Here is a 12,187-nt window from a genome sequence, read left to right as displayed (position 1 = left end):
NCCCTACACGACGCTCTTCCGATCTACCGCGCAGTGGGACGACGACATCCACCACGCGATCCACACCGCGGTGTCCGGGGAACGTCAGGGCTACTACAGCGATTTCGGCACGCTGGAAGCGTTGGCGCAGACGCTGCGGCACGGCTACTTCCACGCGGGCACGTTCTCGTCGTTCCGGCAGCGCCGGCACGGCCGACCGCTGGACACCGCGACGATCCCGGCCACCCGCCTGCTCGCCTACACGCTGACCCACGATCAGGTCGGCAACCGGGCCATCGGGGACCGACCGTCACAGAACCTCACCACCGGCCAGCTGGCCATCAAGGCTGCCCTCGCGCTCGGATCGCCCTACACCGCAATGCTCTTCATGGGCGAAGAGTGGGCGTCGTCGTCGCCGTTCCAGTTCTTCAGCAGTCACCCCGAACCCGATCTGGCCCGGGCGACCGCCGAGGGCCGCAAGCGGGAGTTCGCCGACCACGGCTGGGACGCCGACGAGATCCCCGATCCGCAGGACCCCGCGACCTTCGAGCGGTCGAAGCTGAAGTGGGACGAGGTCGACGAGGGTGACCACGGTCGGCTGCGGGCCTTCTACCAAGGCCTGATCGCGCTGCGCAACGATCCTGACCTGGCCGATCCGTGGCTGGACCACCTGCAGATCGACTACGACGAGGACGCCCGCTGGTTCCTGATGCGCCGTGGCGCATTCGCGATCGCGTGCAACCTCGGCGAGAAGGACGTCGATGTGCCGGTGACCGGTCAGGCGGTGCTCACGTGGGGCGAGCCCGACCTCGGGGCTGACGCGACCCGGCTGGGCGGGCATTCTGTCACGGTCCTGAAGACCTGACGCCGGTCATCCACAGCCAACCGGCCTGTGGATGGACGAATAGCCCGGTGACGTAGCCGGGTCGATGATGTCGGCATGAAACACACAGAGCTGACGGCGATCCCGGCGATCGAGACCGCAACAGAACCTATCCGGTCCGAGGCCGATTTGCGTCAACGCTGGCGTGCTGTGATGGGACCCCTCGGCTTCGGCGAACGCCTGCTGCGCTTCGTGCTCGTCGGGCCGAACCGCTGTTTCCTCAAAGTACTCAGCGACATCGAGATCCCGGCCGCGCCCGACCCGACGCTGGTGGCCGACCTCATGGCGGTGCTGTCGGACTTCCTCACGACCTTCGAGCCGGGAACGACGGTGGCGTTCTGCCTGACCAGACCGGGCCTCGGCAGCGTGTCACGGGTCGACCGCCGTTGGGCATCGCTGATCAGGGACTGCGCCGCGGATTTCGAGGTTCCCGTCGAGCCCTTCTTCCGCGTCAACGACGAGGCCCTGTTGCAGGTGGCCGCGTGAGGGCGTCGCCGTGCTGCGTCAGGTCAGGTAGCGGTAGGTCGGTGAGCCCGGCTCGAGCAGCTCGACATGGCACTCCGAGGTCTGCATGCGGGCGAGCAGGCCCTCGAGGTCGGAGGCCGAGCCCATCTCGATGCCGACCAGTGCCTCACCGGTCTCCCGGTTGTTGCGCTTGACGTACTCGAACAGCGTGATGTCGTCGTTGGGGCCCAGCACCTCGTCGAGGAACCGGCGCAGGGCGCCGGGCTCCTGCGGGAAGTCGACCAGGAAGTAATGCTTCAGGCCGAGGTGCACCAGCGACCGCTCCAGCACCTCGCCATAGCGGGACACGTCGTTGTTTCCGCCGGAGATCAGGCACACCACCGTGGAGCCGGGCTCGATGTCGGCGTCGAGCAGCGCCGCCACCGACAGCGCGCCGGCGGGCTCGGCGATGATGCCCTCGTTCTGGTAGAGGTCGAGCATCGCGGTGCACACCGCGCCCTCGTCGACCGTGGTGATGGACACCATGTCCCCCGCCGCTGACAGCGCCGCGAACGGCAGCGTGCCGACCCGGGCGACCGCGGCGCCGTCGACGAACTGGTCGACCTCGGTCAGTGTGACGGGCTCCCCCGTCGCCAGCGCGGCCACCAGGGCCGCCGCGCCCGCAGGCTCCACGCCGAGCACCGACGTGGTGGCCGTGCGCTCGGCGAGGTAGGTCGTCACGCCACTGATGCAGCCGCCGCCACCGACCGGCACGACCACCAGGTCCGGTTCCGCGCCGAGCTGCTCGAGAATCTCGACGGCGATGGTGCCCTGACCGGCCATCGTGCGAAGGTCGTCGTACGGCGGCACCAGCGTGGCCCCTGTGCGCGCGACGTCCTCGCGTGCGGCCTCGGCGGCCAGGTCGTAGGTCTTTCCACCGACGATGAGCTCGATGAAGTCCCCGCCGTGATAGCGGATCCGGTTGCGCTTCTGCTTGGGCGTCTTGGCCGGCACGTATACCCGGCCGTGCACCCCCATCGAGCGGCATGCCAGCGCGAAGCCCTGCGCGTGGTTGCCCGCCGACGAGCACACCACGCCGGCCGCCTTCTCCTCCGGCGTCAGCTGCATGAGCAGGTTGTAGGCGCCGCGCAGCTTGTACGAGCGCACCGCCTGCAGGTCCTCGCGCTTGAGGTAGACCTGCGCGCCGGTCAGCGCCGAGAGCCGGTCGCTGAACTGCAACGGGGTTTGGGAGACCACGCCCGAAATTCGCCGAGCGGCCTCGTCGATGTCCGCGGCGCGCAGTGGCGCAGCGGGATCGATCCTGGGGCTCTGACTCAGCTCGGTGGACACGCCGACCATGGTGCCACTGGAACCCTCCCCAGCGGAAACGCGCGAGTTTCGGCTAGCCGAAAACTCTTCTGAGGGTTATCGTGGAACACATGACCACTGCGCAGGAATTCTCGCAGGATCTGGGTGACGCCGTGACCCGTCCCGCCGGGACGGTGTCTATCGCCGGTGTGCCGTGGCCCACCTACAAGGTGGCTGCCCTGCTGACTGGTCTCATCGTCTTCGCCGTGGTCGCCATGACGACGGCATCAGCCGCTCCCGCCGTGCTCTCCGGTGCCGGGGTGGCCGCGATCGTGTGGCTCACCGCAGGCATGCTGGGCGCGCCGAAGGACTGAGCGCCCACCGCTCACCCGCCCAGGCAGCCCGGACCCAGCAGCTCCTTGAGGTCACCCATCAGCGCCGACGACGGCGTCACCCGCAGGGACTGATCGAGCTCGAGCGTGGTGATGCGCTCCCCGCTGATCAGCCGCAGATGCACCTGTGCGGTGCCCGGATGCCGCGCCAGCACCTGCTTGAGCGCGCTGACCTTGTCGACGGTGCACTGCCGCGTCGGCAGGCTGACGGCCACGAGCCGGTTGACCTGGGCGCTGGAGAAGTCCGGCACGATCAGCTCGTTGGCGATCAGGGAGATCCGATCGTCGCGGATCGCCACCTTCGCCCCGATCAGCACCACCACATCGTCGGCGATCTCGGCGCCGAACATCGAGTACGTCTGCGGGAAGAACAGCACCTCGATGCCACCGGTGAGGTCCTCGATCTGCGCCGATGCCCAGGGCAGGCCGTTCTTGTTGACGCGCCGGTTCACCGAGGCGAGGATCCCGCCGACGCGGACCTGGGTGTCGTTGGCGACATCGCCGTCGAGGATCGCCGGGATCTGGGTGTCGACCTGCGCGGCGAGCAGGTGCGCGATCCCGTTGAGGGGGTGACCGGACACGTACAGACCCAGCATCTCGCGCTCGAGGGCGAGCTTGTGCTTGTCCTCCCACTCGTCCTCGGGCACCTTGATCGTGAAGACCGCGTCGGTCGAGGAACCGTCCTCGGAGCCGCCGCCGAACAGGTCGAACTGCCCCATCGCCTCGGCCTTCTTGGTGCCGAGCACCGAGTCGACGGCATCGGTGTGCACCAGGAACAGGCCCTTGCGCGGGTGACCGAGCGAGTCGAAGGCGCCCGCCTTGATCAGCGATTCCGTCACCTTCTTGTTGCACGCCGCGATGTCGATTTTGTTGAGGTAGTCGGAGAAGTCGGTGTACTTACCCTTGTCCGCGCGCGTCTTCACCAGTGAGGCAACGACATTGGCGCCCACGTTGCGCACCGCCCCCAGCCCGAAGCGGATGTCGTTGCCGACCGAGGCGAAGTTCTGCACCGACTCGTTGACGTCGGGCGGCAGCACCGTGATGCCGAGGCGGCGGCAGTCGGCCAGGTAGACCGCGGCCTTGTCCTTGTCGTCGCCGACCGAGGTGAGCAGACCGGCCATGTACTCGGCCGGATAGTTGGCCTTCAGGTAGGCCGTCCAGTAGGACACCAGCCCGTAGCCGGCCGCGTGCGACTTGTTGAACGCGTAGCCGGCGAACGGAAGGATGGTGTCCCACAACGCCTTCACCGCACCCTCGGAGAATCCGTTGGCGGTCATGCCCTCGCGGAAGCCCTTGTACTCGGCCTCGAGCACCTCGAGCTTCTTCTTACCCATCGCCTTGCGCAGCGCATCGGCCTTGCCCATCGTGTACGAGGCGACCTTCTGGGCGATGAACATGATCTGCTCTTGGTAGACGATCAGACCGTAGGTCTCCGACAGGATCTCCTTGAGCGGCTCCTCGAGCTCGGGGTGGATCGGTTTGATCGGCTGCCGGCCGTTCTTGCGGTCGGCGTAGTCGTTGTGGGCGTTCATGCCCATCGGGCCGGGCCGGTACAGCGCGAGCACGGCCACGATGTCGTTGAACTCGGTCGGCTGCATGCGGCGCAGCAGGTCGCGCATCGGCCCGCCGTCGAGCTGGAACACGCCCAGAGTGTCACCGCGCCCGAGCAACTCATAGGCCTTCGGGTCGTCGAGGGCCAGTGACTCGAGGTCGACGTCGACCCCGCGGTTGGCCTTGATGTTCTCGATGCAGTCGCCGATGATCGTCAGGTTCCGCAGCCCGAGGAAGTCCATCTTCAGCAGGCCGATGGCCTCGCACGACGGATAGTCCCAGCCGGTGATCACCGCGCCGTCCTGCGGCCGGCGCCACAGCGGGATCGCGTCGATCAGCGGCTCGGAGCTCATGATCACCGCGCACGCGTGCACGCCGGCGTTGCGGACCAGGCCCTCCAGGCCGCGGGCGGTCTCGTAGATCGTGCGGACGTCCGGGTCGGTGTCGATCAGCCCGCGGACCTCGGCGGCTTCCTTGTACCGCTCGTGGCTGGGGTCGGTGATGCCCGACAGCGGGATGTCCTTGGCCATGATCGGCGGCGGCAGCGCCTTGGTGATCCGGTCGGCGATCGCGAAGCCCGGCTGGCCGTAGTTGACGCGCGCCGAATCCTTCAGCGCGGCTTTGGTTTTGATGGTGCCGAAGGTGATGACCTGAGCGACGCGATCGCTGCCCCACTTGTTCGCGGCGTAGCGCAGCATCTCGCCGCGCCGGCGGTCGTCGAAGTCGATGTCGATGTCGGGGGCCGACGGCCGTTCCGGGTTCAGGAACCGCTCGAAGAGCAGACCGTGCGGGATCGGGTCGATGTTGGTGATCCCGAGCGCGTAGGCCACCAGCGAGCCGGCGGCCGACCCGCGGCCGGGGCCGACCCGGATGTCGACCGACTTCGCGTAGTTGATCAGGTCGGCGACGATCAGGAAGTACGACGGGAAGCCCTTGTCGCAGATGACCTTGATCTCGTACTCGGCGCGGTCGACGTAGTCCTGCCCGACCGCGCCGGGAAAGCGGCGCTCCAGCCCGGCCATCACCTCGTGCCGCAGCCACGACGCCTGATCGTGCCCCTCGGGCACCGGGAAGATCGGCATCCGGTCCCGGACCGCCCACACGTCGGCGTAGGACTGCACCCGCTCGGCGATCAGCAGCGTGGAGTCGCACGCGCCGGGCACCTGGTCGTCCCACAGGGCGCGCATCTCGGCCGCGGACTTCAGGTAGTAGCCGTCACCGTCGAACTTGAAGCGCGTCGGATCCGACAGCGTTTTGCCGGTCTGCACGCACAGCAGCGCCTCGTGGTTGCGCGAGGCGTCGCGGGTGACGTAGTGGCAGTCGTTGGTGGCCAGCGGCAGGATACCGAGCTTCTGCCCGATCTCGAGCAGGCCCTCCCGGACCCGGCGTTCGATGTCGAGCCCGTGGTCCATCAGCTCGAGGAAGAAGTTCTCCGGACCGAAGATCTCCCGCCACTTGGCAGCGGCCGCCACGGCCTCGTCGAAGTGCCCGAGCCGCAGGCGGGTCTGCACCTCACCCGACGGGCAGCCGGTGGTGGCGATGATGCCCTCGGCATGCTCGGCGATGATCTCGGCGTCCATCCGGGACCACTTGCCGAGCTGGCCCTCGAACGAGGCGAGCGACGACAGCTTGAACAGGTTGCGCAGCCCGGTCGCGTTCTCGGCGACCATCGTCATGTGTGTGTACGAGCCGCTGCCCGACACGTCGTCGGACTTCTGGCTGGGATCGCCCCACAGCACCCGTTTGGTCTCGAACCGCGACGCCGGCGCGATGTAGGCCTCGACGCCGATGATCGGCGTGATGCCCGCGTCGGTGGCCGCGTTGTAGAACTCGCTGGCGCCGAACATGTTTCCGTGGTCGGTCATGCCGATCGCGGGCATCTCGAGGCGTTGCGCCTCGGCGAGCATCGGCTTGACCTTCGCGGCACCGTCGAGCATCGAGTACTCGGTGTGGTTGTGGAGATGCACGAATGACCCGCTCATAGGCAGGCCAGTCTATGGCCGAGCACCGACAGCGCTCGGCGTGTCGCGGTGCGTGTCTCGCCGGCGCCGGCTCACGCGTCGACGGGCGCACCGATCGGCAATGTCAGCAATCCGTCATCGAATAGCTGTAACAATTGCCTGGCAACGATCGAAGCGGTCCCGTCCTCGGCGACGAAGCCGGCATGAAAGCCCATGCCCCAGAACAACGACGCCAGCATGTCGGCCACCCCGCGGGGGTCGGCGTCCGGCGCCAGTTCGCCGCTGCGGTGCGCGGCCTCGGCCAGGGCGTCGTAGAAGTCGTGGACCGCGGAGACCACCCGCTGGGCGGCCGCACTGCGGTGCGCGCCTCGTCGTTGCTCCACCCGGGCTGCGACGAGGAAGCGCATGGCAGCGGGGTCCTCGGCGCACATCCGCTGGACAGCGCCGGTGAAAGCGACGAGCTGCAGCCGAGGTTGCGGCTGTTCCTGCGCCTCGGCGACGCACGAGGTGATCTGAGCGTGCAGCTCACCCAGCAGGGTCTCGTAGACCTGCTCCCGGGTGCCGAAGTAGTAGTGCAGCGTCGGCCTACTGACCCCGGCCCGGTTCGCGATCTGCGCGAATGTGGCCGCGGCGTACCCGCACTCGGCGATGACGTCGCGGGCGGCGCGCAGGATCGTGCGCCGGGTCTGTTCCGAGTCGGCGCCCACCGGGCGGCCGCGCCCTCTGACAACCGGCGACGTCGCATGCTCCACGGGCAAACGCTATGACATTGCTGCCAGCCGGTCAATCAGCAAATCCGCAAAGCTCACACGCGCGAGGGCTGCGCGGCACGCCGATCGGCTCGCGCGCCACGCACCGCGTCGACGGTGAACACCAGCAGCGCCACCCAGATGAGCGCGAAGCCCAGCCAGCGAGCGGGCGGCATCGGCTCGTGGCCGACGAGCACTCCCCAGGACAGCTGCATCGCCGGCGTGAGATAGAACAGGAGTCCCAACGTCACCATGCGTAACCGCTGGGCGGCCGCGGCGAACAGGAGCAGCGGCAGCGCGGTCAGCACGCCCGCCAACACCATCAGCACCACGTGCCGCGTCCCGTGATCGGTGAACGTGGCATGCCCGGTGAGCTGCAGCACCACCACGTAGGCCACCGCGAAGGGCGCGGCCAGACCCGCCTCCACCCCGACGCTGACCCGCGGGTCGGTCGGCACCAGCTTCTTCACCGCGCCGTACAGACCGAACGACAGCGCGAGGCCGAGCCCGATCAGCGGTGGCGACCCGACGTCGACCGTCAGCACCACGACCGCCGCGAGCGCGATCACCAGCGCGCCGACCTGCCAGCGGTTCAGCTTCTCCCGGAAGATGATCAGCCCCAACGCGATCGACACCAACGGGTTGATGAAGTAACCGAGCGCCGCGTCGACCACGTGACCGTTGTTGACCGCGTACACGTAGATCAGCCAGTTCACCGAGATCAGCGCCGCCGCCGCGGTCAGCAGCAGCCACACCCGGCCGGTGATCTGCCGGAGGTCACCGAGCCGACGCACCGCGGTGACCACCACCACCATCAGCACGAAGCTCCAGATGATCCGGTGCGCCAGCACCTCGACCGCGCCTGCGGGTTTGAGCAGCGGGAAGAAGGCCGGGAAAAGCCCCCACATGGCATAGGCGCCGGCGCCGAAGAGCAGTCCGGACCTCACAGGCGCTGATCGCGCAGAACGTCCAGCGCGTGCTGCAGATCGGCCGGATAGGGGCTGGTGATCTCGATCCGACGGCCGTCGGCGGGATGGGCGAAGGCCAGCGAGCGCGCGTGCAGCCACTGCCGTTGCAGGCCGAGCCGGGCGGCCAGCGTCGGATCGGCGCCGTAGGTCAGGTCACCGCAGCACGGGTGGTGCAGCGCGGCGAAGTGCACCCGGATCTGATGGGTGCGGCCGGTCTCGAGGTGGATGTCGAGGAGGCTCGCGGCCTGGTGGGCCTCCACGGTGTCGTAGTGCGTCACGCTGTTGCGCCCGCCCTCGACGACCGCGAACTTCCAGTCGTGTCCGCGGTGCCGGCCGATCGGGNGTGGCTGTCGGTGCCCACACAGGTGTCGGGATAGGCCACCCCGTCGCGGTCCATCACGACGCTGGCCAGGTATTCGATGTTGACCTGGTGCACGATGCCCTGGCGTTCGTGGATCCCCGACGTGCTGATGCGGAAGCCCGCGGCGGCGAGGCCGCCGAGCACGGTGGGGCCGTGCCAGCCCACGGTGGCATGCGCGGCGACACCGGGCGGTTTGTCGACCGCGACGATGTCGTCGTCGGAGTAGAGGATGGCCATCCCCTCGATCTCCTCGGGCGTGTTCTCGACGGGCGCGGGCGCTTCGGGCAGCCGCACCTCGAGCCACGCGCCGGCGGTCAGCTTGTCGGATTTGCCGGCCGGGGCGCCGTCCAGGTCGACGCCGCCCTCCTCGGCCAGGGCCGCCGCCGCGGTCCGCGACAGCCCCAGCAGCCGGGCCAGGCCCGCATCGACGCGCATACCGGCCAGCCCCTCGGGCACGGGCATCGACCGGGTCGTCATCGGGTGTCGCCGCCGTCGGGCCGGCGCCTCCCCGTGGTGTCGAAGTCGTAGCCGAACAGCGACAACACCACCAGCAGGATCGCCCCGCCGACGACCGACGGGTCGGCCACGTTGAACACCGGCCACCACCCGATCGAGAGGAAGTCGACGACGTGGCCGCGCAGCGGCCCGGGCGACCGGAAGAATCGGTCGACCAGGTTGCCCATCGCGCCGCCCAGGATCATTCCGAGGCCGACCGCCCACCACGGCGAGACCAGCCGCCGGCCCATCCAGATGATGCCGATTACGACGCCGGTGGCGACCAGTGTGAGCACCCACGTGTAGCCGGTGGCCATCGAGAACGCCGCCCCGGAGTTGCGCACCAGCGTCCAGGTCACGGTGTCGCCGATGATCGACACGGGCTGGCCGGGGGTCAGCAGCTTGACTGCGAGCACCTTGGTGACGATGTCGGCCACGAGCACCACACCCGCCACGGTGAGCAGGAGGCGAAGCCGTCGTCGCGGTGATCCGCCGGCTGCCGGTTCCACGGCAGGCTCGCCGGTCGCCGGTTCGGCGGGGCTCGAAGATTCGTCAGTCACGCCGACCATCATCCCAGGCGCGGTGATGCAGAATTCCAGCCATGGGCCGCCTCGTCGTCGTCGCCACCGGCGGCACCATCTCGACCAGTGCCGACGCCGAGGGCGTCAAACGCCCCACCCGGTCGGGCGCCGACCTCACCGAGGGGCTCGACGTCGAGGTGATCGAGGCCATGCGCGCCGACAGCTCGCAGTTGACGCCCGGGGACTGGGACGTCGTCGCCGCAGCGGTGCACCGCGCCGCCGGGACCGGGGACGTCGACGGCGTCGTCGTAACGCACGGCACCGACACCATGGAGGAGACCGCGCTGTGGCTGGAGCTCACCTACGACGGCGCGGTCCCCGTCGTGCTGACCGGTGCGCAGCGCAGCGCTGACGACCCGGACGCCGACGGCCCCGCCAATCTGCGGCAGGCGCTGGCGGTCGCGGCCGACCCGGGCTCGCGCGGCGTCGGGGTGGTGGTCGCGTTCGCCGGGGAGGTGTTCGAGGCTTTGGGGCTGGCGAAGGTCAGCACCACCGGTCGGCAGAGTTTCTCAGGCCGCCCGCTCGGACCGGACCGTCATCGGCCCTACCTGGGCCGGCTGCGCGCCGCCGCGGCGCCGCGGGTCGACATCGTCGCGGCCTACCCGGGCGCGGACAGCGTCGCGCTCGACGCCTGTGTGGCCGCCGGGGCGCGCGGCATCGTGATCGAAGGGCTGGGCGCGGGCAACGCGGGGACCGCCCTGATCGACGGCGTCGCGCAGCACTGCGCGGCCGGCGTCGCGGTGGCGGTGTCGACGCGGGTGCCCGGCGGCCGGGTCAGCCCCGGATACGGGCCGGGCCGCGACCTGATCGCGGCCGGTGCGGTCGTGGTGCCGACGCTGCGACCGCCGCAGGCGCGGGTGCTGCTGATCGCGGCGCTGGCCGCCGGCTCACCGGCCGGGGACGTCTTCGCCCGCTGGGGCTGACGGCTCCCGGCCCATCGCCTCGACGTAATCCGGCCAGTCCAGGCTGTCCACCGGGTTGGCGCGGGTCAGCGCGGGGTCGTCGACCGGGAACGTGCGGGCCGTGCCCGGGCCTGACGCCCGCGTCTCGAACCGGACGGTCATCACCCCGTGGCCGGCGCCCTGCACCCAGCCGTGCCCGTGCGCGGCGTGACGGACGTCGTCGCCGATCCGCCACGCGGGCGCAGCGGCCGCGACATCGGACAGGGTGGCCGGCACGCCCGCATCGGACGTCTCCTCCATCGCCAGCTCCGGATCGGTGAAGAGCGGCTCCTGGCGGACCTCGGTGAGTCCCGAAAAGCCCACGCCCACAAGGCGGACCGGCCCGATCTCGACCGGGTCGAGCAGCAGCCGGCGCGCGGTGCCGATCAGCGTCGCGGCCTCGGTGGTCGCGTAGGGCAGCGTCGCCGACCGGGTCAGGGTGCTCATGTCGGAGCGCTTGAGCTTGACGGTGATGGTGCGTGCGCCGCGGCCGTCCTTCTCCAGCCGCCGGTGCGCATGGTCGCCGATCGGGCCGATCGCCTCGCGCAACTGGGCCAGCGTGATGAGGTCCTCGGCGAACGTCGACTCGGCGCTGATCTGCTTGGCCGGCGCGTTCTCGGCGACCGGCCGGTCGTCGACGCCCCGTGCGAGGCGGTGCAGCGCCGGTCCGACCGTCGCGCCCAGGACGTCGGCCACCTCCCGTTCGGTGAGCGCGGCCAGCGCGCCGATCGTCTCGATGCCCAGCCGGTGCAACCTGTCCTCGGCCACCGGCCCGATGCCCCACAGTCGGCGCACGGGCAGGCCGGCGAGCAGGGTCGACTCCTCGTTGCGCGGCACCACCCGCACACCGTCCGGTTTGGCCAGGCCCGAGGCGATCTTGGCGATCTGCTTGCCCGAGCCCGCCCCCACCGAGGCCACCAGGCCCGTCACGTCGCGCACGTCGGCGCGCAGCTGCTGACAGAACCCCTCCACCTCGGCAGCGCTCGCGCCGGCCAGCTCGGGCGGTTCACCGAACGCCTCGTCGTAGGACAGTTGTTCCAGCACAGGCACTTTCGCTCGGACCGTGTCGAACACCCGACGGCTGGCCAGCCCGTAGACCACGCCGCGCGGAGGCAGCACCACAGCGCCGGCACCCACCTGACGGCGGGCCTGGTGCATCGGCATCGCCGAGCGCGCGCCGAACACCCGCGCCTCGTAGCTGGCCCCGGCCACCACGCCGCGCCCCCCGAGGCCGCCGACGAGCACCGGCCGGCCCCGCAGCGTCGGCCGCGTCAGCTGCTCGACCGACGCGAAGAACGCGTCCATGTCCAGGTGCAGCACCCATCGCGCGCCCACACCGCGACTGTAGGCGGGCTAGCGTGGCGGGCGTGCACGACGTACCGATCCGCGACGAGACGATCCGGCTGGGCCAGTTCCTCAAGCTGGCGAACCTCATCGACAGCGGCGCCGACGCCAAGGAGGCGATCGCCGACGGTCAGGTCCTGGTCAACGACGAGGTCGAGACGCGACGCGGCCGCCAGCTGCGCAGCGGCGACGTGGTCACCTTCGGCGGGCAGAACGCGCGCGTCGGCTGA

10 protein-coding genes and 3 pseudogenes are annotated in these 12,187 nt (G+C 69.9%); 5 read left to right on the top strand and 8 right to left on the bottom strand.

Annotated elements, in window-relative coordinates:
* Position 1: 1 nt before the first annotated feature.
* Together MCHUDSM44219_RS30855 and MCHUDSM44219_RS09155 are read left to right on the top strand one after the other, a co-directional pair.
* Positions 2–844 (top strand): annotated as a pseudogene (locus MCHUDSM44219_RS30855) (DUF3459 domain-containing protein); the annotation flags it as partial.
* 75 nt (positions 845–919) lie between these two features.
* Positions 920–1,348: a hypothetical protein gene (locus MCHUDSM44219_RS09155; protein WP_048417910.1), complete on the top strand. Its 429-nt coding sequence runs from the start codon at positions 920–922 to the stop codon at positions 1,346–1,348.
* 18 nt (positions 1,349–1,366) lie between these two features.
* Here the strand turns inward: MCHUDSM44219_RS09155 and ilvA are convergent, their stop codons facing one another.
* Entirely contained in the window at positions 1,367–2,656 is a 1,290-nt protein-coding gene (gene ilvA, locus MCHUDSM44219_RS09150) for a threonine ammonia-lyase IlvA (RefSeq protein ID WP_048418005.1), read from the bottom strand.
* A gap of 89 nt (positions 2,657–2,745) precedes the next feature.
* Between ilvA and MCHUDSM44219_RS09145 the strand changes: the two genes are divergently transcribed.
* Entirely contained in the window at positions 2,746–2,988 is a 243-nt protein-coding gene (locus MCHUDSM44219_RS09145) for a hypothetical protein (RefSeq protein ID WP_048418004.1), read from the top strand.
* 11 nt (positions 2,989–2,999) lie between these two features.
* On the opposite strand, the gene dnaE is transcribed toward MCHUDSM44219_RS09145, so the two are convergent.
* From dnaE to lspA, 6 genes and pseudogenes are all read right to left on the bottom strand, one after another.
* Positions 3,000–6,539, bottom strand: coding sequence for a DNA polymerase III subunit alpha (dnaE, locus tag MCHUDSM44219_RS09140; RefSeq protein WP_048417909.1), 3,540 nt, complete (start codon positions 6,537–6,539; stop codon positions 3,000–3,002).
* A gap of 71 nt (positions 6,540–6,610) precedes the next feature.
* Complete coding sequence (locus MCHUDSM44219_RS09135; RefSeq protein WP_048417908.1) at positions 6,611–7,270, bottom strand: TetR/AcrR family transcriptional regulator; 660 nt, start codon at positions 7,268–7,270, stop codon at positions 6,611–6,613.
* Positions 7,271–7,323: 53 nt separating this feature from the next.
* Positions 7,324–8,214 carry an EamA family transporter RarD gene (gene rarD / locus MCHUDSM44219_RS09130; RefSeq protein ID WP_048417907.1) on the bottom strand — a complete coding sequence of 297 codons (891 nt, stop codon included), beginning with the start codon at positions 8,212–8,214 and terminating at the stop codon, positions 7,324–7,326.
* A pseudogene (locus MCHUDSM44219_RS30850) lies at positions 8,211–8,577 on the bottom strand (pseudouridine synthase); the annotation flags it as partial. The gene rarD and the pseudogene MCHUDSM44219_RS30850, both read right to left, overlap by 4 nt.
* 1 nt (position 8,578) lies before the next feature.
* Positions 8,579–8,677, bottom strand: a pseudogene (locus MCHUDSM44219_RS30845) (aconitase family protein); the annotation flags it as partial.
* 392 nt (positions 8,678–9,069) lie between these two features.
* Positions 9,070–9,651 (bottom strand): signal peptidase II, encoded by a 582-nt coding sequence (gene lspA / locus MCHUDSM44219_RS09120; RefSeq protein WP_048418003.1) that lies wholly within the window; start codon positions 9,649–9,651, stop codon positions 9,070–9,072.
* 41 nt (positions 9,652–9,692) lie between these two features.
* Here lspA and MCHUDSM44219_RS09115 point away from each other — a divergent pair, with 41 nt between their 5' ends.
* Positions 9,693–10,595, top strand: coding sequence for an asparaginase (locus MCHUDSM44219_RS09115; RefSeq protein WP_048417906.1), 903 nt, complete (start codon positions 9,693–9,695; stop codon positions 10,593–10,595).
* On the opposite strand, the gene MCHUDSM44219_RS09110 is transcribed toward MCHUDSM44219_RS09115, so the two are convergent.
* Positions 10,560–11,948 (bottom strand): DNA polymerase IV, encoded by a 1,389-nt coding sequence (locus MCHUDSM44219_RS09110; protein ID WP_082162119.1) that lies wholly within the window; start codon positions 11,946–11,948, stop codon positions 10,560–10,562. The genes MCHUDSM44219_RS09115 and MCHUDSM44219_RS09110 overlap by 36 nt on opposite strands.
* 32 nt (positions 11,949–11,980) lie before the next feature.
* Here MCHUDSM44219_RS09110 and MCHUDSM44219_RS09105 point away from each other — a divergent pair, with 32 nt between their 5' ends.
* The gene (locus tag MCHUDSM44219_RS09105) at positions 11,981–12,187 is read left to right on the top strand and encodes an RNA-binding S4 domain-containing protein (protein WP_407661851.1); all 207 of its coding nucleotides are present in this window, start codon (positions 11,981–11,983) and stop codon (positions 12,185–12,187) included.

The organism is Mycolicibacterium chubuense, assembly GCF_001044255.1.
GTDB classification, from domain to species: domain Bacteria; phylum Actinomycetota; class Actinomycetes; order Mycobacteriales; family Mycobacteriaceae; genus Mycobacterium; species Mycobacterium chubuense.
This window is presented reverse-complemented; position numbering and strand designations above follow the sequence as displayed.